Genomic DNA, 22,426 nt, shown 5'->3' with positions numbered 1-22,426 from the left:
GGATAGTGGCGCGCGATATCGGCCGGGTGCCCTTTCCGGCCCGAGGTCCTGCGCCTTCGCGCAGGATGACAATCTATGAATAGGTTATGTATTTGTTTCCTATATATAATTCTGTCATCCTCGCGCAGGCGAGGACCTCAGGCAGAACAAAGCTCAATGCCAATATAGCGCTCCAGCAACGCAAGGAGCCTGAGAGGCTGATCCTCAAGTTCGCTCCGCTCCGGTTCTCGTGCCTCTCGCTATCTGCCTGATGCCAGCGAGTTTCGGGTCGGGCGCTGACACCCCCCTCATCACCTTCTCGTCCCGAGGTCCTCGCCTGCGCGAGGATGACAATCCATGGAAGACGATGCGCTCGGCGACGACGGCGTGACAGGAACGTTCGCGTACCCGGGCAAATTCCCAGGCCAGCTTGAGAAACAGCGTGCCGGGGAATTTCCCGGGGGTACATAGCTCCGGCATCGCACCCCTCTCTCCAACTCCCCCTTGTGGGAGGAGAGGAGTGAACCGAGCGCGGCGGGCTTGGTGTCTCATTCGCCGTGATGGGCGTCGTCGGCGAGGCGGCTTGGCAGCAGTTCGCCGGTGCGCTGGAGGACCGGGTAGGCGGCGGCGGCGACGATGTAGCTGTTGACGAGCTTCAGGTCGCGCAACAGGTCGAGATGCAGGGCGCTGGCCTGCGCCACGTCGGGCCGGCCGCTGCGCAGGCGGTCGAAGTGGACGGCGGTGGCGCGGGTTTCCGCCTCGCGCAGGGCGACCTTTTCCTCGGCCAGCAGGCGGGCGGCGCGGACGTCCTCGGTCATGAACAGCGAGGCGGCGGTGCGCACGTTGGCCGACAGGCGGTCGATCAGGGCGATCAGCTCGGCGCGGTCCCTGTCCTCGAACACCAGGCCGCGCTCCAGCCGCTTGGCGGCGTGCGGCAACAGGTTGAGGTCGACGACGTCGCCGGCCTGCTCGAGGTTCATGGTGAATTGCAGGATCTCGTTGAGGCGCCGCTCGTCGTCACCGGAGAGGTCGTCCGGGTCGAGCCGCGTCAGGTAGGCCTTGATGGCGGTGTTGAGGCTGTCGAGGATGTCGTCGCGCCCCCGCGTCTCGGCCATCAGGCGGCGGTCGCCGCTCCGCAAGGCCTCGCGGGCGCCGTCGAGCATGCCGGCCAGCACGTCGGCGAGGCGCAGGGCCTCGCGCGCCGCGGCGCCGAGCGCCACGATCGGCACCTCGCGGGCCGCCGGGTCGAGGTAGCGCGGCCGCGTGGGGTCGGCGGGGTCGGCCCGGTCGGGCAACAGGCGTTCGAGCAGGCGGGCGTAGGGCGACAGCAGCGGCAGGAAGACCGCGGCGACCACCAGGTTGAACAGGGTGTGGAAGTTGGCGACGGCGCGGGTGGCGTCCGGCTCGACGGCGGCCATCAGGCCCTCGGCCGGCTCCAGGAGGGCCAGCGCGGCGGCGACGCCGGCGAGGCGGGTGACGAGGTTGCCGATCGACAGCCGGCGATGCGCCGGATCGCCGCCGCCCGGCCCCTCGACGACCGGCGTCACCGCCGAGCCGAGGTTGGCGCCGAGCACCAGGGCGAAGGCGGCGGCCGGCGGCACCGCGCCGTTGGCGGCGAGCGACATGGTGAGCAGCACCACGGCGACGGAGGAATGGGTCGCCCAGGCGGCGACGGCACCGATCAGCACGTTGGCGAAGGGCACGGTCGACACGCTGCCGAGCAGCAGCCGGAAGCCGGGGGCGTCCTCGAAGCTTTCGAGGAGGTGCAGGAGCTGGTGCAGCGCCAAGAGCATCAGGCCGAGGCCGATGAACACTCGCCCGAGATCGTGGACGCGCGTCGACGAGTTGCGGCGGAACATTATGACGCCCAGAAGGATGAGGCCGGGCGCCACGGCGCTGACGTCGAACGACAGCACCTGGACGATCAAGGTGGTGCCGACGTTGGCGCCGAGCATGACGGCCAGCGCCGGGATCAGCGCGACCAGGCCGTCGGCGACGAAGCCGGACATCATCAGCCCGGTGGCCGTGCTGCTTTGCAACACGGCGGTGACGCCGAGGCCGGCGAGGAAGGCGCGGCCGCGATCCTGCAGCGCCTTGCCGAGCACGGCGCGCAGGCCGGCGCCGAAGGCGCGCTGCACCCCCGTCTGCACCATGTGCGTGCCCCAGAGCAGCAGGGCGATATAGCCGGCAAGGTCGACGAGCGAGATCGCAAAAGCCATTCCGCGGTGCCTCCTTCGCCTCTCCCTCCCGATGATGATCGACGATTACAATACGAGATGATTTGCCGGCAAAGCAATGAACTATGATAGATGATTGATATCGTTCATATATTCAAGAGATTCGGCGGTTCTAGATGCTGGCGATAGCTTTCGGCCGCTCAGTATCGAGAGCCTGATATCGGCCGCTCACCTCTTTCTGCCCGAGGTCCCCGCCTGCGCGGGGATGACAGAATTATATATAGGAAACAGGTGCATAACCTATCCATCAGGTGTCATCCCCGCGCAGGCGGGGACCTCGGGCAGGAAGGGGTGGGAGGGGGATATAGGGCGCCTTCCCCCTCAGCGGTAGCGGAACAGGTTGGCGTCCGGATCCGCTCGGCCGGCGATGGCCGCCGCGACGATTTCGGCGGCGATCATCGAATAGGTGATGCCGTTGCCGCCGAAGCCCATGATGGCGAAAATCCGCTCGTGGCCCGGCACGCGGTCGATGATCGGCAGGCCGTCGCGGGTGACGCCGAACGGCGCGCCCCAGGCGTAGGCCGGCCGGCCGAGCTCGATGCCGGTCAGCGCCGCGAACTTGCCGGCGATCGCCCTGGCCTTCCTGGCGATCTTGTCCGGATCGCTGTTGCTCTCCGACGATTCCTCGTCCTCGCCGCCGACGATGACCCGCCCCGCCGCGTCGGTGCGGAAATAGAGGTAGGGATCGGAGGCTTCCCAGACGATCGTCTCCTTCAGCCAGCCGGGCAGGCGCTTGAGCGGCCGCGACGCCAGCGCCCAGGTGGAGACGACGCGATGGGCGGCGGTGTCCATCTGAGGCAGATGCTCGTAGCCGGTCGAGAACACCACGTGTTCGGCGGCCAGCACGGCGCCGCTGCGCGTGGCGAGCGCCACCCCGCCCGGCAGTTCGGCCATGTCGGAGATCTCCACCGGCGAGACGAGCCGCGCCTTGCGGGCGAGCGCCGCTTTCAGGAGGCCGGCGGCCAGTTGCGCCGGATTGGCCGAGGCGGAGGTGGAGGAGAGGATGGCGGCCGGCCGGTCGAGGCCGAAGCGGTCCCTGAGCGCCTGATGGGCGAGGTAGTCGGCATCGAGGCCGATCGCCGTGCGCGCCTCCGCCTCGCGCTTCAGAGCCCGGGCGCCCATTTCGTCGCCGGCCAGATAGAGCGCCGGCTTGCGCTCAATGTCGCAGTCGATCTTCAGGCGGCGGGCGAGGTCGATCAGGGCGCCGACGGAGCGGGCGGAGCGTCGCCAGGCCGCGTTGGCGCGCGCCTCGCCGATCTGGCGGCCGAGCCGGGTCAGCGGCACGTCGATCTCGTGCAGGATCATGGCGGTGGAGGCGGGGGTGGAGCCGCGCACCGGCGGGCGGCGATCGACGATCAGCACCGACTTGCCGGCCCGGGTCAGCGCCTCGGCGACCAGCGCGCCGCTGATGCCGGCGCCGACGACGATCACGTCGAAGCGCTCGCGGGGCAGCGTCCGCTCGGCCGCGACGGTGGAATGCGGCGTCCGGGTCCAGAGGGGTGTTCCCGTCCTGAGGTCGTCGGTGCGCGTGGCGGCGTGGCGATCCGGCATGCGGGGTCCTCCCAGGGGCGGGCGTCGTTGCAGATAAAACAAATATATAGCGCTGTTCTCCTCACGCCGAAAAGGGCGATGAGAGTATATGGGGGCCTTCCGTTTCCGGAGGCCGATATCGGCTGGGTGCTTTATTCTGCCCGAGGTCCCCGCCTTCGCGGGGATGACAGGATTATATATAGGAAACAAGTATATGGCGTTAGCGTCCTACGTGGAACGCAGGATATCGGGACGAGAAGGGCGAGGGGTGGATATAGGGCGCCTTCCCTCCTCGGAGACCTATATCGGCTGGGTGCTCTATTCTGCCCGAGGTCCTGCGCCTGCGCGCAGGATGACAATCTATAAATAGGGTATGACATCCTCCAGCTATAAATAGGGTATGACACCCTCCATATAAGTTATGTATCTGTTTCCTATATATAATTCTGTCATCCTGCGCGCAGGCGCAGGACCTCGGGCCGGAAAGGGCGAGGGGCGGATATAGGGCGCCGGCGAGGCGGTCCGCTTGGAGCCTTTACGGCCCTCGCGCCTTTCCGTAGGGTTTCTTCCTGTTGGTCGCCAAGGGAGGTATCGATGAAAAACGTCGTGCGCTGGTGCGACTGGGAGGGCAAGGGGCTCGAGCATTGCGTCTGCCTCGAGGACAACGACGGGCTGACGCTGGAGGGCGTGGTGGTGACGACGCAGGACGGGCTGCACGGCGGCCATTACCGGGTGCGCACCGATGCCGCCTTCCGGACGCGCGAGGTGCGCGTCGACCATGTCGGCGGACCGTCGCTCTATGTCGCGGCCGATGGCGAGGGCCACTGGCGCGACCTGATCGGCGACCGCGCCCTGCCGGAGCTCAACGGCTGCCTCGACGTCGACATCCGGATGACGCCGGCCACCAACACCCTGCCGATCAGGCGGCTGAAGCTGAAGGCGGAGGAGATCTCGGATATCGCCGTCGCCTATGTGCCGCTGCCCGGCCAGATGGCCGGCGACTTCCTGCCGCGGCGCGTCGAGCAGCGCTACACGCATCTGACGCCGGACAGCCGCTACCGCTACGAGGGCCTTGCCACCGGCTTCACCGCCGAGCTGGAGGTGGACGCGGCCGGCCTGGTGCTGGATTATCCCGGCGTGTTCCGGCGGGTGAGGACCAGCGGCAAATGAGCCAGGCGATTTCCTTTCTCGGCCTGCCGGACCATCTCGCCGAGGGGCGCCCGCGCGCGGTAATCTTCGGGGCCGGCCACGGCAGCGCCTATCCCGGCCGCGACAGCCTCTCGGCCGCGGCTGCTGCGGCCATCCGCGCGGCGAGCCAAGTGGACGCGCCGCTGATCGGGCACTGGGATTTCGACCTCGGCGGGCCGCTGTTCGGCGACGGGCCGGTTTGCTGCGTCGATATCGGCGATGTCGAGACCGCCGCCGGCGACGGCGCCGGCAACCGGGCGCGCATCGCGGCCAGGACGGCCGAGGTGCTGGGGGCCGGGGCAGCACCGATCCTGCTGGGTGGCGACGATTCGGTGGTGATCCCCTTCCTCGCCGGCTTTGCCGGGCACGGGCCGGTGTGGGTGTTGCAGATCGACGCCCATATCGACTGGCGCGACGAGCTGCATGGCGAGCGCCACGGCTATTCGAGCCCGATGCGCCGGGCGAGCGAGATGGCGCATGTGGCGGGTATCGTGCAGGTCGGCATGCGCGGCGTCGGCAGCGCGCGGGCCGAGGAGATCGCGGCGGCGCGGCGCTACGGCAGCCATCTGGTGACGGCGCGCGAGGTGCACGCGCAGGGGGTGGAGGCGGCGCTCCGGCACATTCCCGAGGGCGCGCGGCTGGTGATCACGCTCGACTGCGACGGCCTCGACCCCGGCGTGATGCCCGGCGTGGCGGCGCCGACGCCCGGCGGGCTCAGCTACACAGAGGCCATCGACCTGATCGCCGGCGCCGGCCGGCGGGCGACGATCGCCGGCTTCGATTTGGTGGAGCTGTACCCGGAAGCCGACGCCGGCGGCCTCACGGCGCTGACCGCGGCGCGGCTCGTCATCAACGCCATCGGCGCGATCGTCAGGCGGGCGTGAGGCGGCCCAGCGGCTGCCGGTCAACGCTGGAACGGGATGGTTCGTCCGGGCTGGCGGGCCTCGTCGGCGGTGTAGGAGACGCCATGGACCTTGACGCCGTCCTGATTGACGAGCGTGATGAGCCCGCCCTTGTTCGACAGCCGGACGGCATCGGCAGCGCCGCCGTCGAGCGCGATCTTGCGTGTCTCGCCGGCCGCTATGCCGCCCTCGAGCAACTGCCGATGCTTGAGCCTGTCGACAATGGCCCAGCCCGTGAGATCGACGTCGTTGTCGGAGGTGTTGAGCAAGGTGACCGTCTCCCGTTCGGGCGAATGGACGTCGTTGACCAGCGCGCCGATGATCCTGACGAGGCCGTCGGGGACGGTCAGCGCCGGAATGACGTCGCGCTCGATCGGCGCGTGCGGCCGGCCGGGCGCGGCGGGATCGGCGGCGATGATCGGCGCCCCCGCATCGTCGCTCGAGTGCCACGCCTGGCTCTTGAACTTGAGGAAAACGCCGACCCAGAGGCTCGGTCCGCCGTCCGCCGGGAACTCGAACAGCAAGGCGCCGTCCTGGAAGGTCCCGTTGTCCTGATCGTGTTTGCCGGGGGGATTGCCCTGGTTGAAATGGATGTCGTGGATGCCCTGGCCGGGCTTGAAGCCGAAATAGGGATCGGCCTTGGGCTCGGGGCCCCAGACGTCGCCATAGGCGTAGAGCATGGCGTGCTCGTCGGCCATGGCCCGCTGGACGTAGCTGTCGATCTTTTCGTTCAGGTCGTTGTCGGGGCCGGAGGCGCTCATCGGCAGCGGGACGAATTCCCAGGGCTGGGCGACGTTGGAGCGGATGAAGTCGAGCGCCAGCCCGCCGGGCGAGGATTCCAGCCCGTGGCAGCCTTCATCGAGCGCGGCGAGGCCGGCGGTGACGGGGTGCTCGAACTTCGAGCGGACCAGGAACTCGACCTCGGAGCCGTCGTCGGAACGGACGTTGACGGCGACACGATAGGTTTCGTCGCCGGTCGAGACTTGCACCTGATAGTGCGGCGAGGAAGTCGTGCCGAGGCGGTTGTGGATCGGACGGCCCTTGAGCACCGAATAGCGATGAAGGGGCATGGCTTTTCTCCGCTCAATGAGGCCAGTCGGGGAAGAACAGGCGCTGGCGGTTGGTCTTGAGCCGGCCGGGCGTGACGTAGCCCTTCAGCCAGCTGTCGTCCTCGCGCAGGAACTTGGCGTCCACCAGCGGGCCGCCTTCCCCGGCGATCCGATTGATCTGCTGGCGGGCCTGGAAGTGGCGGAAGATCCGGTCGAATTCGGTCAGATAGATGTCGGCGACCCGGGTGTCGCCACGGATCAGCAGCATGTTCTCGTCGTTGCCGGTGAGCGATGACGAGGAGAAGTTGGCCGAGCCGGTGCACAGTAGGGGGGTCGGGCCGAGCGGGTCGATCATCAGGAACTTGGTGTGGATGAAGAAGACGAAGCCGTCATCGCGGTAGAGGTCTTCCTTCAGGAACCAGCGGTCGAGATCGTTGAGGGGGAACGGCTTTTTGCTTTTGGCATGTTTGGCAAGGATAGAGCCGTAGGCCGCCGAGACATTGGGGTCGGCGGCCATCGCCTCCTCGAGATTGGCGTCGGGCTCATCCTCGAGCAATACGAACCGCACGAAGGGCTTGGGCTTGCCGAACTCGTCGGCCAGCGTCTGGTTGACGCCGAAGGCGGCGGTGAACATCACCGTGTCGGATGCGCCGGCGATCCTGGCCGCATACCACTTGAGCATGTCGGCATTCTTGCGCGGCGAGAAGAAGGTGGTGATGCCCGGGCCGGCGGTCAGCGTGTCGAGCGCGGCCAGTGGGGTCTTCCTCTGGGTCCAGGTCGAGAGCTTGGGCGTGGTCGGATCGGCCGCCAGCTGCTCCCAATAGTCGAGATAGTTCTGGGCGACGCCACCATCGCGGACGATGTGGACGACGTTGGTCTGGCCGAGAAAACCCGACGGGGTGAAGTTGGCCGAACCGGCCAGCACTTCCTTCGCCTCGCCGCCGCTGATCCAGACAATGAACTTGTTGTGCGGGATCTTGCGGCGCCGGGTGCGCCTGATCAGCATCAGGTTGGCCTCGGTGTCGAGTCCCAGCGCCTTGATCTTGGCCGCCGCCGATTTGGTCGCCGAGGTGAGCACCTGCTTCTTGGTTTTCTTGTCCTGCTCGGTGCCCGCCTCGTAGACGATCCGCACGTCGACGCCACGGGCGGCCGCCGCCTTGAGCGCCTTGAGGATGACGTCGTAGGTGAATTCGTAGGCGGCGACGCGCAGCGCATCGCCGCTGCTCGCGCGGGCGATATAGTCGAGCGCCGCGTCGAGCGCGCCGCGCGCCAGCCAGACCACCTCTCCGTCCGAGGGGTCGTTCTCGTCCTCGGGCGGCTGGTTGTGGAAATGGTCCGCGAAAGCCTGCGAGGCGATGGCGCCGCGATTGAAATAGACGCCATGGGTTCCCGTCGCCGGGTCCTCGGTGGTGGCGGCCACATCGACGCCGGCGCCAAGCTCGGGCGCGGCCGGCGACCCGTACATCGGCTGGACCCTGTAGGCCGCGGTGGTGCCCGGACGCGCCGTGAGATCGGACCAGATCAGACTCTGGATCGGGTGAACATTGCTCGGAAAGCTGTCCTCGGGCGCCGGGTCGGGCACCACCGAGCCGAAGACCTTGCGGCCCTCCAGCCAGGTACAATGGCCCGTGGCATCGACCCGGCCGATGGCAAAACCGAGGAGGCCCGCCCGGCCGGCCGGCGCGATATCGATGGCGAGAAAGACGGCACGCGTGCCGGTGATGACGCGGACGCTCAGAGATCCCTGGCTGTTATGGTTGCGCACGACATCGCCTCCGCTCCGCCTGAGCACCACCGGACGAGTGTCGCGGCTCCGCCCCCAATCCCCTATATCACTTATGGGTGTGACGTGCACGTGACGGTTGTTTTGGTGCCTGCGTTAAATAGCGTATGCCCTTACCGGCGTGCGGCCCATTGCATGTCATGGCTCGCCTCGATCGCCGCGCGGGCGATGTCCAGCCCGATCCTGTCGGGGCGCCTCATCAAGCGTTGGGAAGACGCGATCAGAAGCCCATGCCGGTGTAGTGCTCGGATAGATGCCACAGGCGGGCAGCAGCGGCGGCATCCTGCGCTCGCGGCGGGATTTTGGCCTCGGCGGGAAAGCCGCGCGTTTCGCCGAGCCTGTCGGGACCATAGTAGGCTCCGCCCTTGGCGCCCGGCGAGGTGGCGGCGAAAAGGGTGGGCAGCGCGCCCTGCGCGGCCGGCTGGAACAGGAACCAGAGCAGGGATCGCGTCAGGCCGGTGGCGCTCCAGCGGCCGGGCGCATTGTGCAGGAGATCGGTGCGGGATACGCCGGGGTGGGCGGCGATGCCGGCGATGCCCCAGCCGGAGGCCTCGCTGCGGCGTTGCAGTTCGAGAGCGAACATCAGGCAGGCGAGTTTCGACTGGCTGTAGACCGCCATGGGCCGGTAGCTCTTTTCGGCGTTCAGATCGTCGAAGGCGATGGCGCCGTTGCGGGCGGCGATGCTCGACAGCATGACCACCCGCGCCTCTCCGCTCTCTCGCAGAAGCGGCAGGAGATGACCGGTGAGGGCGAAATGCCCGAGGTAGTTGGTGCCGAGCTGCAACTCGAAGCCGTCGGCCGTTGTCCGCCGCTGCGGCGGCACCATCACGCCGGCATTGTTGACTAGCAGATCGAGGCTGCTCCGCTGGCTTCGGAGCCGCGCCGCGAAATCGGCGACCGAGGCGAGGCTGGCAAGATCGAGCTGTTCGAACCGGACATCGGCACCGGGAGCCTTGTTGCGGACTGTCGCGACGGCGGCCGCGCCCTTGCCGGGGTTGCGGCCGGCGACGATCACCTCGCAACCCGCCTTTGCCAGGGCGATGGCCGTCTCAAGCCCCAGCCCGCCGGTGCCGGTGACAACGGCCGAGCGGCCGGATTGGGAAGGGATGTCCGATGCTGTCCACTTTGCCATGACGCCACCTTTGCAAAATTCCGCACTCGGTGTAGAATATTATCGCACCGAGTGTAATTTTCAAGGGTCGCGGGATGACGACGAGGGGCAGGCCGGACGACGCCGGTGAAGGCGTACGGCAGCGCAAGCGCCGCGAAACCTTGCAGCGCATCCGGGATCGCGGAATCTGCCTGTTCATCGAGAAGGGCTACGCGGCGACGACGCTCGACGACATCGCGGCGGCGGCGGGGATCTCCCGGCGGACGTTCTTCTACTATTTCAAATCCAAGGACGAGATTCTGCTGTCGTTGCAAAACGATGTGGGCGACATGCTGGTGGATGCCCTCGGTCGGGTGCCGCAGGACAGGCGGCCTCTCGACGCCATCCGCGACGCGGCCGTGGATGTCTGCGCCCTCATTCCCGCCGACGACATGATCGCCATCGACCGCCTGATGCGCGAGAGCGATGCCGTGCAGGCGCGCAAGCAGGCCAGCTACGTCGAGCAGGAGAAGGCGCTGTTCGCCGCTTTGCGCGAACGGTGGCCGGACCCCAGCCGCGAAACCGGCCTGAGGCTGGTTGCCATGTTGGCGATCGGGGCGATGCGCCTCGCAACCGATGCCTTCAACCGGCAAGGCGGCAAGCGTCCCATGCCAGAGCTGCTCAACGAGGCGTTCGATGCGCTGGAGGCTGAAATCTGACCGGATCGTCCGAAGTCCGCCGCATGAACCGGTCAATTCACGTCATGCCGCCATCGCATATCGGCGTTTCACTCCTCCGGCTGGAAGCGAGCCTCGATCTCGGCCCAGGCGGGCAGGTCGACTAGGTTCTCGAACGCCTCCATATCCAGGCTGGTGGCGCCGTCGAGGGGGCGGCCGCCGCGTAGGTTGGCGAGCGTGCGCTCGATCGCCCTGGCGGCGCTGAACAGCACGGTGGTCGGATAAAGGATCATCGTGTAGCCGAGCGCCCGGAAATCGTCCGGGGCGAGCCAGGGCGTCACGCCGCCGTTCTCGAGCACGCTGGTGGCCAGCGGCACGCCCCGGAAGGCCTGAGCGACCCGCTCGATCTCCTGTTCGTTGCGCGGCCCCTCGACGTAGATGCCGTCGGCACCGGCCTTCAGATAGGCCTCGCCGCGCCGCAGCGCGCTGTCGAGCCCCTCGGGCTGGATGGCGTCGGTGCGGGCGATGAGGAAGGTGTCGCCGTCCTGCCGGGCAGCCACCGCCGCGCGCACCTTGGCCACCATCTGCTCGACGGGCACCACCTTCTTGCCGGCCATATGGCCGCAGCGCTTGGGTGCCGCCTGGTCCTCGAAGAAAATCGCCGCGGCGCCGAGCGCTTCATAGCCGCGGATCGTCCGCGTCATGTTCTTGACGTCGCCATATCCGTCGTCGGCATCGACCAGCACGGGCAGGGCGCAGCCGTCGATCACGTCCTGCACCGCGCGGTTCTTCTCGCCGAAATGCTCGAGATCGACGTCCGGGCGGCCGTAGCGCGCGCCGACCAGCGCGAAGCCGCCGACCTGATAGGCGGGAAAGCCGGCCCGCTCGATCAGCCTGGCCGTCAGCGCATCGTGCGCGGCGGGGAGCTGCAGGAATGTCTCGCGTTCGAGCAATGCCTTCCATTTGATCCCGGCGCGGCGGACCGCGGGAATGTCGAGTTCGAGCTCGCTCATGTCGTCCTGCTCCTTTTCTGGCCAGCCCGGAAGGAAACGCGCGGGACGCCGCCTGGTTCGGCGGTTGTTGGGGGGCGGAAAACCCCACGCCGGACGGGATCGCTTCATCGGCCGGCGGTTTCGTTTCGCTGCGGATGGTTGGCGTTGCCAATTATACGGAAATCCCGTATAGTCGCGTCTCATGACGCCGACCAGGTTCGACCCCGCCAAGGATGCGGCCAACCGCCAGAAGCACCAGTTGTCGCTGGCCTTTGGCGACCGGATTTTCGAGGACGACGACCACCTGATCATTCCCTCCATCCGCGAGATCGACGGCGAGGAGCGGTTCAAGGTGGTCGGGATGGTCGGGGAGAAGCTGTTCACCGGCGTCTTCGTCTGGCGGGGCGACTTGCCTCGCTTCATCTCGGTGAGAAGGAGCAACAAGGGTGAAGAAAGAGCCTATCACGCTGCCTGCTGATCCTGCCGATGCCGAGGACTTCGACGTGACGATCGAAGCGCTGGACCGGGGACAGCGCGCCCGCCTGATCCGCAAGACGCGGACCGGGCTCGGCCTCACGCAAGCCGAGTTTGCCAGCCGCTTCCGGGTGCCCGTCGGCACGCTGCGCGACTGGGAACAGGCGCGGGCGACCGCGCCGGATTTCGCCGTCGCCTATGTGCGGGTGATCGGCCTGCATCCGGATATGGTGGCCAAGGCCGTGGCGTAGCGATCGGGGCTTATTGCGTCCGGTCGCTCCATCCCATAATCTCGTACATGCGAGACCAGAAATATTACGCCTGAATGGCTCGGGAATTTGGCTCGGGTAGCAGTGCGCCGACTTATCCTTTTGTTCCCATATATAAAGCTGTCATCCTCGCGCAGGCGAGGACCTCGGGCAGGATGGAGCAATCGGCCGATATAGCGCTCCAGCAACGCAAGGCGCCTGATACACCCCTCGTCACCTTCTCGTCCCGAGGTCCTCGCCTTCGCGAGGATGACAATCTATGGGAGGCGATGCGCTTGGCGATGACGGTGTGATCGGAACGTTCGCGTATCTGGGGCACCGTTCGGTCCGATGCTCTTGAAGGAGTCCAGTGATGACTGAGGCCGGGGAAGACCATGCTGATGGCGCGGGGCGCGCTTCGATCGTGACGGGCAGCCGGGTGACGTTGCAGATCGAGGATTCGGTCCTGCGCATGGTGGCGAAGCCGGTTCCCGAGGAGATGTTCGGATCGGACGTGCTTCGCCGTCTCGTCGAGGAAATGTGGATGTGCATGATCGAGGCGGGCGGCGTCGGCATAGCGGCGCCGCAGGTCGGCATATCGTGGCGCCTGTTCATCGCCTCGGCGAGGGACCACCTGCCGTCGACGGTTTTCGTCAATCCGGAGGTCGAGTTTTTCGGCGCCGCCGACGTTGCCGGCGAGGAAGGCTGCCTCAGCATTCCCGGCTGGCGGTCCGGCAAGGTGCCGCGGCACGAAAAGGTGAGGGTGCGCTACCGCGACATGGACGGCGCCGCCCGGACGGCGAGCTACGAGGGGATCGCGGCGCGGATCGTGCAGCACGAATTCGATCATCTCAACGGGCGGCTGTTCATCGACCTCGACGACAGCCCCGATGCCGACGATCCGCCGCGCCGACGAGCGCGCATGGCCATCGCCGAGATGGAGGCCAGGATCAGGGGCGGAGCGCCATCGGAGGCCTAGCGTTTGAAGGATTCGCGTCGGCAAGGTGTGGGCTTCGGTGCGGGAGACCTATATCGGCCGGTCGCTCCATTCTGCCCGAGGTCCTGCGCCTGCGCGCAGGATGACAGAATTATATATAGGAAACATATAGATAGCTATTATATGGAGGAAGCATATACATAGCTGCCGTCCTCCGCGAAGGCGGAGCATCGGCGGGGCTAAGGGAAATATCAGGCGGCGCGCTTGATGGCCTGCTCGAAGGGTTCGCCGGCGGCCTTGAACGCCGCTTCGAGCTGGTCGATGCGCGAATTGTGGTCGATGCGGAACAGCCGGTCGACCTGCTCGCGGTGCCAGCCGAGCCGGCGCGCCAGCTCGGCGCGCGTGACGCCCCGGCTGCGGCAGACCCAGAAAAGAAGCACCTTCATGCCGGCGGCGAGCGGCAGGCGTACGCCCTCTGCGACCTCCGCCGGATCGGCGGCCGGAATGTCCTCCCAGCGCGACAGGCGTGCGGCGACGGCTTCCTCGATGGCTTCCGCCGCGTGGCGGAGCGCGTCGCTACGGTCGGTGCCGAAGGTGGTGACTTCGGGCAGCAGCGGGCAGGTGGCCAGCAGGGTGTCGTTGTCGTCGGGCGTCAGCTCCACGGGGTAGAAGAGCATGGGTTGCTTCCTTCCGGCCGGCCTTACTTGAGGCCGAGGTCCTTCTTGATCTTGCTCACGAGACCGGAACCCAGCTCCTTGTTCGCCCCGTGCATGGGCAATTGCGAGGTTCTGTCGCCGAGCCGAACCGTGACATGGCTGCTGCCGCCGCGATGCGTCTCGAAGGTGCAGCCCTGCCGGGCCAGCCAGCGCTTGAGTTCCTGAGCGTTCATGACGAATATAGACTGCTCCACAGATCTGTGGAAGTCAACAGATATGTTGAGCAGCCTTGTAGCCGGCTTGGTCTCCGAATGCAATCTGAGGTGATGTCCTTGTAGGGTGGTGCGATGCGGCACCTCTGTAACTTCAGAAAAATACAGAAACAAAACAGATGCTTAGCGTTCATGCGCCGTTCATGTTGCGCCCCATAGCTGCTTGGGGAGCAGCATGAAGGAGACCCAGGGCATGAAGCTTTCAATCGCCACGCTCGTCATCGGCGCGATGCTCGTTTGCACGGCCAACGCCGCCCCGCCCGCCTCGCAGCCCGCCCCCAAGCAGCGGGTGGTGACCTGCGATCAGGCCAGGCCCGGCACCAAGCTCTGGAAAGAGTGCAGCAGGAAGAAGGTCGTCAAGCAGCCGAAGGCGGCCAAGAAGGCGCCGGTGAAAAAGGCGGTGCCGGCGCAGGGTAATGGCGCAGTCAGCCCTCGTCCATGAGATCCCGGCGGGCTGGCGGGATTGAATAATGCGCCACCCCTGGCTATGTCGTATACCCCGGTACCGTCTCTGCCCTAGGCATGCGGCCGGGGTAATTCATTTGTTGGGTATGTCCTCCCCCAGGCGCCTTATGGTCAAAGCCTCTGGGCATGGGTAAGTAGGGCACTCCAGTTCCCTCGGCCCATCCCTCGCCCGTCAGATACCGGTGTTGCGACTGGCTTCGTCGAACCGGCAACTTGCGCTTTTTGCAAATTGCTCTCTTCGTCGAGCTCTCCGTCCTCGATCATCTTTGCAATGTGTCGGGAGATGGACACGTCATGATCCAAAGGTTGACCGATCTGTGCCAACCAACCCATCCCCTCCGCCTATCCTTCGCTTAGCGCGACGTGATCCCTCCGATCGAACTTGTGCAATTTTTGTAATGGTTGCCTCGGCCTCCAGTTCGCCCTCCGCATACACGTTGGACAGGTGCTTGGCGCCCTCTCGATCCGAGCAGGAGTTCGGGCTGTGGTGGGGAGCCCTATATCGGCCGCGCGTTCCATTCCGCCTGAGGTCCCCGCCTTCGCGGGGATGACAGTTTTATATATGGGAAACAATGGTGTAGCTACTCGCGGTCGCTGCCATCATGCTGTCCTCCTCCGCGAAGGCGGAGGACCTCGGGCCGAAAAGGGCGCGAGGAGAATATAGGGCGCCGACCGCCCCTCACCCTTCCCCCATCAGCTCCCGCCGCGACTTGTCGAGTTCCTCGGCGTAGCGGCGCATCAGGTATTGCTCGGTGAGGAGGCCGATGACGCGGCGGGTCTTCAGGCCATCGACCACGGCGAGTTCCTCGGCCTTGGCGGCGTCGAACAGTCGGGCGGCTTCCGAGACGTTCATCGAGGGGAGGAGCATGGCGTCGCGGTGGCGCAGGAGCGGGGCGATGTCGGCGCGGCCGTCGGCGGCGCCGGCGGCGTAGGCGTCGGCCACCACCATGACGCCGGCATAGCCGCCGTCCGCGTCGACGGCGATGGCGCGCTGCGTCGAGCCGAGCGGGAAGATCGCCCGGAAGGCGTCGAGGCTGAGCGTCGCCGACACGGTGCGGACATCCGAGCGCATCATCCTGGAGACGGTGAGGGAGCGCATGCGGCCGACGTCGTGGGCGCTGCGGATGGTCTCGCCCCTGAGGTGCAGGCGCCAGGTGGAGAAGGAGTAGCCGAAGGTTTCGCGCACCACCACGGCCGAGACGACGGAGGCGGCGAGCACGGCGCCGGTGATGGAGACGTCGCCGGTGGTCTCGAGCGCCAGGAAGGCCATGGTCATCGGGCCGCCGACGATGCCGACGGCCAGCGCCGCCATGCCGACCACCGAGGAGAGGAGCGGCGACAGGGCGGGCAGGATGCCCCAGGCGACGATGATCAGCGCATAGGCCTTGCCGATCAGCGCGCCGAGGTAAAGCGAGGCGAAGAACAGGCCGCCGCGAAAGCCGGAGCCGAGCGACAGCGCCGAGGCCAGCGCCTTCAGCCCGAACAGCAGGAGCAGCATCTGCCAGGTGGCGGTCGAGGCGAGGTCGACGTGCAGCGCGCCGTGGCCGGAGGACAGGACGTGCGGCGTCATCAGCGCCAGGCCGCCGACCAGCGCGCCGCCGACGACCGGCCGAGCCCAGGCGGGGATGTTCGCCCAGCGGAAGGCGCGCTCGACGCCGGTGACCAGTTGCATGATGGCGACGGCGAGCAGGCCGCCGATCAGCCCCAGGAGCATGAACGGCGCCAGGTCGGAGGCGGTGAGGACGGGCACCGGGCCGACCTCGATGGTGGTCTGCACGGCGCCGAGCCAGCCGGCGGTCAGGCTGGCGGCCAGCGAGGCGGCCAGCACCGGCGCGACGAGGGCCACCGAATAGCTGCCGATGATCAGCTCGAAGCCATAGAAGGCGCCGGTGATCGGCGCGTCGAAGGCGGCGGAGATGGCGCCGGCGGCGGCGCAGCCGACCAGGGTGCGGATGTCGCGGCGGCGCAGGCGGATGGCCTCGGCGAGGCGCGAGGCGAAGCCGGCGCTCGCCTGGGTGTAGCCGGCCTCCAGGCCGACCGAGGCGCCGAAGCCGGAGGAAATCATCGTCTGCACCGCCACCAGCAGGCTTTCGGGCACCGACATGCGGCCGCCGTGCAGGGCGTTGGCCTCGATGGGGTCGACCGGCGGGCGGGTGAAGCGGCGGCGCGTCAGGTAGGCGAGGACGGCGAGGACGACGCCGCCGAGCACGGGGACGAGCGCCAGCGCCGAATGGCCGAGGCTCGCCTGCTCGCTGAGCCGCTCGCCGGACGGCAGCAGGAACAGCAGACGGTGGGCGAGGTTGGTGACCCAGCTCATGAAGGTGACGACGACGCCGGCAAGGCAGCCGACCAGCGTGGCGATGGCGAGCAGGCCGAGCTCGCGATAGCGGCGCAGCCGGACGAGGGCGCGGAAGCCGGCGACGGTGAGGCTGGAGACGATGGTGCGCAAGGGCGGACCGGCGGTTGGTGGGCGGCGATAAGCGGTTGACGCCCTTTATCCTTGCTTTCGGATCGGATTGAAAGCCGTGGCGGCGATGGCGATGGCGACTTCGCCCGGTCGTCGGTGCGGCGTCGGATCGGGGGGCGAGGGAGAGCCTGCGGTGAAACCCGGTTCGCCGGAGGCTCTCCATTTTTGCGCGTGATGGGCTAGGCCGGATTCAGGGCGGCGAAAAGGCTGTCGTAGGTGCCGTCGCGTTCGGCCCAGCGGCGCGGCCGGTCGCGTTCGAGCAGCAATTCGCCGCGCGGATGATTGCCCTCGTCGAGCATCGCCATCACCTCCGAAATGTAGGCGGTGAGAGGCATGGCGCGCGGATCGGCCGCCTGGGCGGCGCCGGTCAGCCCGGTCCGGACATAGGGCGGCGACAGTTCGAGAACCTCCACCGGCAGGGCGCGAAGCTGGTGGCGCAGCGACACCAGCCACGAATGCAGGAAGGCCTTGCTGGCGCAATAGGTGGCGAAATCGGCGCGCGGCACGAAGGCGAGCGCCGAGCTGGTGGCCATGATGGCGGCGCGGGGCTGCCGCCGTACGATCGGCAGGAAAGCGGCGGTGACGCGCAGCACCCCGAGGATGTTGGTCTCGACGATCGCCTCGGCGGCGGCGATATCCCAATCGCCGGACGCCATGTCCTCGGACCGGGAAATGCCGGCGTTGGCGATCAGCACGTTGAGGTCGGGGAAGCGGGCGCGGACATCCTGCGTCAGGCGGGCCAGGGAATCCGGATCGTTGAGATCGAGGTGCATGCCGACGATGCCGGGGCGCTCGCCGGCAATGCCTTCGAGCAGATCCCGCCGCCGCCCGGTGACGATGACGCGGTTGCCGCGATCGTGAAACGCCTCGGCCAGCGCGCGGCCGATGCCGCTGGTGCCGCCGGTGACGAGGATGGTGTTGCCGGTCGTTTTCATAGGTGTAACCTTTCCAAAGGTGGTTCCAGGAAAGGCTGCGGCGTGATCGTCGGGAGCGCGCAAAAGGCGGCTCCAGGTGACGAGGAAAATGCAGACCGCGCGCCTTCAGAATCGAGATTTTCCGGCCGGAACCTTCTCGACAAAGGACGCGTTGGATGACGGTAACGCCTACGACAGCGCGGTTTGCATCGCTGCAACCGAACAGCTAGTCGAACCGGGGGATATGGTCAACCGCCTCGTCGGGGGGGGGGCTTCAGCGCCGCGCTGATGCGCGAGTGCCAGCCCTCGCCGCCGGCACGGAATTCGGCGCCCTCGGATATCTGCCGGTCATCGATATCGGCCGATCGCCCATCCTGCCCGAGGTCCTGCGCCTGCGCGCAGGATGACAGGTAAATTATATATATGAAACAGATGGATAGCCTATCCATAGGATCTCGGGCCGAAAGGGGCGGGAGGGATGTATGGGGCGCGCTTGCCCTAGGGTGTCGCCCATTGCCGAAATCGGCGTCTGCGGTTACCTTGGATCCGTGTCGGCCATCCGCCCCCCGTGAATTGACGGCGGCGGCCGGCGCACTCTCCCCTTCAAAGCAAATTCGAGGATGGCACATGTGTGACCATTTGTTCGTCGTGACCGGCGGTCCGGGCACGGGCAAGAGCACGTTGATCGAGGAACTGGCGCGGCGTGGCCTGCACAGCATGCCGGAGGCCGGGCGGGCGATCATCCGCGACCAGGTGAGGATCGGCGGGGCGGCCGTGCCGTGGGGCGACCGCGCCCTCTATGCCGAGCTGATGCTCGGCTGGGAGCTGCGGTCGTATCACGAGGCCGCGGCTCTCGAACGGCCGGTGATGATGGATCGCGGCATTCCCGACGTCGTCGGCTACCTGACGCTGATCGGCCTGCCGGTTGCCGCCCATATCGAGGCGGCGGCGCGGCTTCATCCCTACAACCGGCTGGTGTTCCTGGCGCCCTATTGGCCGGCGATCTTCACCCAGGATGACGAGCGCAAGCAGGACCGGCGGGAAGCCGAGGCGACGGGCCGGGTGCTGGGCGAGACCTATGCCCGGCTCGGCTACCGGGTCGTCGAGCTGCCGTTCCGCGGGGTGGAGGAGCGGGCCGATTTCGTGCTGGCGCGGGTCGAGGGGGAGAGATAGGGGGCGGCCGGGCTTTCGGAGCGCGATATCGGCCGGGTGCCTTATCCTGCCCGAGGTCCTGCGCCTTCGCGCAGGATGACAACCTATGGATAGGCTATCCATCTGTTTCATATATATAATTTAACTGTCATCCTGCGCGAAGGCGCAGGACCTCGGGCCGAAAGAGGCGCTGGGGAAATATCGGGCACCGAGAGCACAGCGCCAACCACACGAGCGCGCTGCATCACATCCCGCTTGCCGAATGTGCCGCGTTGGCGTATCTGGCGGCTATCGCGAAAAGCGATCGCTTCCCTTGATCCGCCGGTCGGCGGAGTAAACAGGTGGACGAATTGTCGTCCAGGCGGTCAAGCGCAAGCGATCCGCGCCGCGCGGATCGACCAGCGATTTTCCAGACTAACCATCCGTCGGCCGTGCGCTTTCGCGTCCGGCTCACGCCCCTTGTGCCTGGCAGCCGGCCGATCGCCGTCAACCGCGATCGGCGGCGCCAATGGAACTTCGCCATGACCAGACCGCTGATCGTCATCTTCTCGGCCATCGTGCTCGACGCCGTCGGCATCGGCCTCATCTTTCCCATCCTGCCGGCGCTCCTGGAAGACGTCACCCACGCCGGCAACGTGGCGCCCTATATCGGCATCATGACCGCGCTCTACGCGGCGGTGCAGTTCGTGTTCGCGCCGGTGCTCGGCTCGCTCTCCGACCGGATCGGCCGGCGGCCGGTGCTGCTGATCTCGCTGCTGGGCGCCGCCATCAACTACCTGTTCCTCGCCTTCGCCGGCAGCTTGTGGATGTTGCTGATCGGCCGGGCGATCGCCGGGCTGACCTCCGCCAACCTGTCGGTGGCCACCGCCTACATCACCGACATCTCCGGCGAGGACCAGCGCGCCCGCCGCTTCGGCCTCCTGAACGCCATGTTCGGCATCGGCTTCATCGTCGGGCCGGTGCTGGGAGGTACGCTGGGCGATTATTGGCTGCGCCTGCCGTTCATCGCCGCGGCGGTGCTGAACGGCTGCAACCTGTTGATCGCGCTCATCATGCTGCCGGAGCCGCGCACACCTTCTCGTCAACCGATAAATCTGGCGGCGCTCAACCCGTTGAAGCCGCTCGGCTGGCTGTTCGAGGTGAGGAGCCTCTGGCCGATCATCGCGGTCTTCTTCCTGCTGAGCGCCACCGGCGAGGCCTACGGCACCTGCTGGGCGCTGTGGGGCGGCGACGTGTTCCATTGGAACGGCCTCTGGATCGGCCTGTCGCTCGGCGCCTTCGGCGTCTGCCAGACGCTGGCGCAGGCCTTCCTGCCGGGACCGGCGGTGAAGCTCCTGGGCGAGCGCGCCGCCATCCTGACCGGCGTCGCCGGCACGTGCCTGGCGCTGACTTTCATGGCTTTTGCGACGGAGGGTTGGATCGTGTTCGCCATCATGCCGGTGTTCGCGCTGGGCGGCCTCGGCGTGCCGGCCTTGCAGGCCATGGCGACGCGGCAGGTCGACGACAGCCGGCAGGGCCAGTTCCAGGGCGTGCTCGCCTCGGCGCTGAGCCTGGCATCGATCGTCGCGCCGCTGGGGTTCTCGGGCTTTTACTTCGCGGTGCGGGAGAGCTGGCCGGGGGCGGTGTGGCTGTCCGTGGTGGCGGTGTATGCGGTGGCGGCGGGGATGGTGTGGAGGCTGGGGCGGGGGTGACGCGGCCGTGCCGATAAATCCGGATGCGACTGTTAATTGTCTTGACTACCAGTATAAGATGCAAGACGGCCCTTCAAGCTGCGGCGCATTCGGAGGAGCGAGCCCTCGTGATGACGATGGCAGCACGACCACCAAAAATGAGAAAAGCCCGTCAGAGACGGGCTTTTCCCTTGGATCGTATGACGATGAGGGTGGTGTTACCCCGCGACCTCACGCGCCTTTCGATCATCTTTTTAAGGCATTTGCGCCTTCTCTGTCAACGTACGCATCGGCAGGCTTGAAGAGGGAATAGCACGTTGCCGTTCACGCCCGACGAGATTCAAAGCCTGCCCAAGGTACTGTCCGCTCCGCGCTTCGCCACCTATCTCGCCGAGAAGGCGAGCGATAAAGAGGCCGCGCTGGAACTCTACCGCTGGAACATGGAAGTGTCGGCGGCGTTTTTCGTTCCTTTGCAAATATGCGAAGTGAGCGTGCGCAATTCAATAGTGGCGGCCATCGAGAATACCTACGGTCCGAATTGGCCATGGGAGAAGGGTTTCGAGATCAGTCTTCGCAATCCTTTCCCTGGCTATAGCCCTCGTCGTGACCTGACCGAACTTGCCAGAAAGCTGCCGACCGCCGGCAAGATCGTTGCCGAGCTGAAGTTCGTCTTCTGGGAGCGCATGTTCACCCGAAGCCACGACGCGGTGATCTGGAACTCCCAGTTCGGGCACGTATTCCCAAATGCCGACCCGGCGAAGACCGTCCAGCAACTGCGCAAGGAGGGTTTCGACGAGCTTCAGAAGATCCGCGACCTCAGAAATCGCATCGCGCATCACGAGCCGATTTTCCGGCGAAACGTGCGAGAGGAATACGCCCGCATTCGTGGAATTGTAGCTTGGACCGACGAGGTCGCGGCTCGGTGGCTCGACAAGGTCGAGACGGTGAGAGGGATGATTGCGCTGAAGCCGTAAGGTTCTTGGGCTGATTGGGATGCGCGGTGTGGAATTGATGGCGGTTGTCATTGAGAGTCGAGCGGTTATAGCCCGCATCCGGGCATAGAACCTTGGTCTCGAACATAGACCTCTCTTTCGGCATCATTCCTATTTCCAATCACCCGCTTTCACCCCTCGTTCCGTCCATCTCCTCACACAGCGAGAGAGAGGCAAAAGCGAGGGAAAGAGACCTATCGTTTATTTCATATCTAATTGAGATTAATCGTATTTCCGTATGATGTCATCGGATTGAACGTTCCGTACCGGAAATATGCGGGTGGGTGTCGAATTGGGGAATTTGAGATATTTTATTGCGCGGCGGAGAAATGAATCTCCGAAAAAATGGCTGGATGGGGTATATTCACGCGTAAAGCGGACGGTTTGCGTGTGGGGTGTTGTGGTGCGCGATTTTGCGCCGTGCCCCTTCCTGCCCGAGGTCGTCGCCTTGGCGTGGATGACGGCCCGATGGGAGCGGGAGGCCCGCCCCAAAGGCGGCCGTGGGCGTTAATGCCCTGGCGTCGTGCCCCCTGCCTGAGGGCCGGAGAAGCCGGGGAGTCCGGCGGCTTTCTCGTCTGCTTTCACCATTAACTTTTCGCCGGCAGGATCGGTTTTGCCCCACGATGCGCCGCGTCGGCTCCAATCACGGAGAGCCGGCATGGCAGACCAGATGACAGCGGAATTGCGCCGGAACGGGCGCGCGGACGAGTTCGAGCGGGACGGCGGGGTTGCGTCCGGCGGCGGGCGGGTGG

At 66.5% G+C, this 22,426-nt stretch carries 20 protein-coding genes; 10 read left to right on the top strand and 10 right to left on the bottom strand.

Going from position 1 to position 22,426, the window contains the following annotated elements:
* Window positions 1-527: 527 nt before the first annotated feature.
* A complete protein-coding gene (locus CJ014_RS20330) occupies window positions 528-2,198 on the bottom strand; it encodes a Na/Pi cotransporter family protein (RefSeq protein WP_100082329.1) in 1,671 nt (556 codons plus the stop codon).
* A 339-nt stretch (window positions 2,199-2,537) separates the two neighbouring features.
* Window positions 2,538-3,767 carry an NAD(P)/FAD-dependent oxidoreductase gene (locus CJ014_RS20325; RefSeq protein ID WP_100082328.1) on the bottom strand — a complete coding sequence of 410 codons (1,230 nt, stop codon included), beginning with the start codon at window positions 3,765-3,767 and terminating at the stop codon, window positions 2,538-2,540.
* Window positions 3,768-4,340: 573 nt separating this feature from the next.
* On the opposite strand from CJ014_RS20325, the gene CJ014_RS20320 reads away from it, so the two are divergent.
* Window positions 4,341-4,916 carry a putative glycolipid-binding domain-containing protein gene (locus tag CJ014_RS20320; protein ID WP_100082327.1) on the top strand — a complete coding sequence of 192 codons (576 nt, stop codon included), beginning with the start codon at window positions 4,341-4,343 and terminating at the stop codon, window positions 4,914-4,916.
* Window positions 4,913-5,818: an arginase family protein gene (locus CJ014_RS20315; RefSeq protein WP_100082326.1), complete on the top strand. Its 906-nt coding sequence runs from the start codon at window positions 4,913-4,915 to the stop codon at window positions 5,816-5,818. Before CJ014_RS20320 ends, CJ014_RS20315 begins: the two co-directional genes overlap by 4 nt.
* A 20-nt stretch (window positions 5,819-5,838) precedes the next feature.
* On the opposite strand, the gene CJ014_RS20310 is transcribed toward CJ014_RS20315, so the two are convergent.
* The 3 genes from CJ014_RS20310 to CJ014_RS20300 all read right to left on the bottom strand — a co-directional run bounded on the left by CJ014_RS20310 (window position 5,839) and on the right by CJ014_RS20300 (window position 9,800).
* Complete coding sequence (locus CJ014_RS20310) at window positions 5,839-6,906, bottom strand: DUF2278 family protein (RefSeq protein WP_100082325.1); 1,068 nt, start codon at window positions 6,904-6,906, stop codon at window positions 5,839-5,841.
* A 13-nt stretch (window positions 6,907-6,919) separates the two neighbouring features.
* On the bottom strand, window positions 6,920-8,650 hold the full coding sequence (locus tag CJ014_RS20305) for a phospholipase D-like domain-containing protein (RefSeq protein ID WP_100082324.1): 1,731 nt from the start codon (window positions 8,648-8,650) through the stop codon (window positions 6,920-6,922).
* 238 nt (window positions 8,651-8,888) lie between these two features.
* Complete coding sequence (locus CJ014_RS20300) at window positions 8,889-9,800, bottom strand: SDR family oxidoreductase (protein WP_100082323.1); 912 nt, start codon at window positions 9,798-9,800, stop codon at window positions 8,889-8,891.
* A gap of 74 nt (window positions 9,801-9,874) precedes the next feature.
* Between CJ014_RS20300 and CJ014_RS20295 the strand changes: the two genes are divergently transcribed.
* Window positions 9,875-10,477 (top strand): TetR/AcrR family transcriptional regulator, encoded by a 603-nt coding sequence (locus tag CJ014_RS20295; protein WP_100082322.1) that lies wholly within the window; start codon window positions 9,875-9,877, stop codon window positions 10,475-10,477.
* Window positions 10,478-10,545: 68 nt separating this feature from the next.
* Here the strand turns inward: CJ014_RS20295 and CJ014_RS20290 are convergent, their stop codons facing one another.
* On the bottom strand, window positions 10,546-11,448 hold the full coding sequence (locus CJ014_RS20290) for an isocitrate lyase/PEP mutase family protein (RefSeq protein WP_165790922.1): 903 nt from the start codon (window positions 11,446-11,448) through the stop codon (window positions 10,546-10,548).
* 181 nt (window positions 11,449-11,629) lie between these two features.
* Here CJ014_RS20290 and CJ014_RS20285 point away from each other — a divergent pair, with 181 nt between their 5' ends.
* The 3 genes from CJ014_RS20285 (at window position 11,630) to def (ending at window position 13,128) form a co-directional block, all read left to right on the top strand.
* Window positions 11,630-11,905: a BrnT family toxin gene (locus CJ014_RS20285; protein WP_100082320.1), complete on the top strand. Its 276-nt coding sequence runs from the start codon at window positions 11,630-11,632 to the stop codon at window positions 11,903-11,905.
* On the top strand, window positions 11,874-12,152 hold the full coding sequence (locus CJ014_RS20280) for a helix-turn-helix domain-containing protein (protein WP_100082319.1): 279 nt from the start codon (window positions 11,874-11,876) through the stop codon (window positions 12,150-12,152). The genes CJ014_RS20285 and CJ014_RS20280 overlap by 32 nt, the downstream gene beginning before the upstream one ends.
* A 370-nt stretch (window positions 12,153-12,522) precedes the next feature.
* Window positions 12,523-13,128 (top strand): peptide deformylase, encoded by a 606-nt coding sequence (gene def, locus CJ014_RS20275; protein WP_100082318.1) that lies wholly within the window; start codon window positions 12,523-12,525, stop codon window positions 13,126-13,128.
* A gap of 209 nt (window positions 13,129-13,337) precedes the next feature.
* Here def and CJ014_RS20270 read toward each other — a convergent pair whose 3' ends face one another.
* Entirely contained in the window at window positions 13,338-13,763 is a 426-nt protein-coding gene (locus CJ014_RS20270; protein ID WP_100082317.1) for a type II toxin-antitoxin system HicB family antitoxin, read from the bottom strand.
* 23 nt (window positions 13,764-13,786) lie between these two features.
* Window positions 13,787-13,975 (bottom strand): type II toxin-antitoxin system HicA family toxin, encoded by a 189-nt coding sequence (locus CJ014_RS20265; protein ID WP_100082316.1) that lies wholly within the window; start codon window positions 13,973-13,975, stop codon window positions 13,787-13,789.
* Window positions 13,976-14,189: 214 nt separating this feature from the next.
* Here CJ014_RS20265 and CJ014_RS20260 point away from each other — a divergent pair, with 214 nt between their 5' ends.
* Entirely contained in the window at window positions 14,190-14,456 is a 267-nt protein-coding gene (locus CJ014_RS20260) for a hypothetical protein (RefSeq protein ID WP_100082315.1), read from the top strand.
* Between the two features lie 702 nt (window positions 14,457-15,158).
* On the opposite strand, the gene CJ014_RS20250 is transcribed toward CJ014_RS20260, so the two are convergent.
* The gene (locus CJ014_RS20250; protein ID WP_245427487.1) at window positions 15,159-16,928 is read right to left on the bottom strand and encodes a chloride channel protein; all 1,770 of its coding nucleotides are present in this window, start codon (window positions 16,926-16,928) and stop codon (window positions 15,159-15,161) included.
* Window positions 16,929-17,125: 197 nt separating this feature from the next.
* Entirely contained in the window at window positions 17,126-17,881 is a 756-nt protein-coding gene (locus CJ014_RS20245) for an SDR family oxidoreductase (RefSeq protein ID WP_100082314.1), read from the bottom strand.
* A gap of 606 nt (window positions 17,882-18,487) precedes the next feature.
* Here CJ014_RS20245 and CJ014_RS20235 point away from each other — a divergent pair.
* The 3 genes from CJ014_RS20235 to CJ014_RS20225 all read left to right on the top strand — a co-directional run bounded on the left by CJ014_RS20235 (window position 18,488) and on the right by CJ014_RS20225 (window position 21,656).
* Entirely contained in the window at window positions 18,488-19,033 is a 546-nt protein-coding gene (locus CJ014_RS20235) for an AAA family ATPase (RefSeq protein WP_100082312.1), read from the top strand.
* A 458-nt stretch (window positions 19,034-19,491) separates the two neighbouring features.
* Window positions 19,492-20,703, top strand: a complete 1,212-nt coding sequence (locus tag CJ014_RS20230) for a TCR/Tet family MFS transporter (protein WP_342588570.1) — start codon at window positions 19,492-19,494, stop codon at window positions 20,701-20,703.
* Between the two features lie 296 nt (window positions 20,704-20,999).
* Window positions 21,000-21,656 carry a hypothetical protein gene (locus CJ014_RS20225; RefSeq protein ID WP_100082310.1) on the top strand — a complete coding sequence of 219 codons (657 nt, stop codon included), beginning with the start codon at window positions 21,000-21,002 and terminating at the stop codon, window positions 21,654-21,656.
* Window positions 21,657-22,426 lie beyond the last annotated feature (770 nt).

This window comes from Pleomorphomonas carboxyditropha (assembly GCF_002770725.1).
GTDB lineage: Bacteria > Pseudomonadota > Alphaproteobacteria > Rhizobiales > Pleomorphomonadaceae > Pleomorphomonas > Pleomorphomonas carboxyditropha.
Note: the sequence above shows the minus strand (reverse complement) of the source record. Positions and strands in the feature narration are given on the sequence as shown.

Bases quoted from the DNA above. Each gene is read 5' to 3' on its own strand.
- CJ014_RS20330 (WP_100082329.1), bottom strand. From the start codon at position 2,198: ATGGCTTTTGCGATCTCGCTCGTCGACCTTGCCGGCTATATCGCCCTG.
- CJ014_RS20325 (WP_100082328.1), bottom strand. From the start codon at position 3,767: ATGCCGGATCGCCACGCCGCCACGCGCACCGACGACCTCAGGACGGGA.
- CJ014_RS20320 (WP_100082327.1), top strand. From the start codon at position 4,341: ATGAAAAACGTCGTGCGCTGGTGCGACTGGGAGGGCAAGGGGCTCGAG.
- CJ014_RS20315 (WP_100082326.1), top strand. From the start codon at position 4,913: ATGAGCCAGGCGATTTCCTTTCTCGGCCTGCCGGACCATCTCGCCGAG.
- CJ014_RS20310 (WP_100082325.1), bottom strand. From the start codon at position 6,906: ATGCCCCTTCATCGCTATTCGGTGCTCAAGGGCCGTCCGATCCACAAC.
- CJ014_RS20300 (WP_100082323.1), bottom strand. From the start codon at position 9,800: ATGGCAAAGTGGACAGCATCGGACATCCCTTCCCAATCCGGCCGCTCG.
- CJ014_RS20295 (WP_100082322.1), top strand. From the start codon at position 9,875: ATGACGACGAGGGGCAGGCCGGACGACGCCGGTGAAGGCGTACGGCAG.
- CJ014_RS20290 (WP_165790922.1), bottom strand. From the start codon at position 11,448: ATGAGCGAGCTCGAACTCGACATTCCCGCGGTCCGCCGCGCCGGGATC.
- CJ014_RS20285 (WP_100082320.1), top strand. From the start codon at position 11,630: ATGACGCCGACCAGGTTCGACCCCGCCAAGGATGCGGCCAACCGCCAG.
- def (WP_100082318.1), top strand. From the start codon at position 12,523: ATGACTGAGGCCGGGGAAGACCATGCTGATGGCGCGGGGCGCGCTTCG.
- CJ014_RS20270 (WP_100082317.1), bottom strand. From the start codon at position 13,763: ATGCTCTTCTACCCCGTGGAGCTGACGCCCGACGACAACGACACCCTG.
- CJ014_RS20265 (WP_100082316.1), bottom strand. From the start codon at position 13,975: ATGAACGCTCAGGAACTCAAGCGCTGGCTGGCCCGGCAGGGCTGCACC.
- CJ014_RS20260 (WP_100082315.1), top strand. From the start codon at position 14,190: ATGAAGGAGACCCAGGGCATGAAGCTTTCAATCGCCACGCTCGTCATC.
- CJ014_RS20245 (WP_100082314.1), bottom strand. From the start codon at position 17,881: ATGAAAACGACCGGCAACACCATCCTCGTCACCGGCGGCACCAGCGGC.
- CJ014_RS20235 (WP_100082312.1), top strand. From the start codon at position 18,488: ATGTGTGACCATTTGTTCGTCGTGACCGGCGGTCCGGGCACGGGCAAG.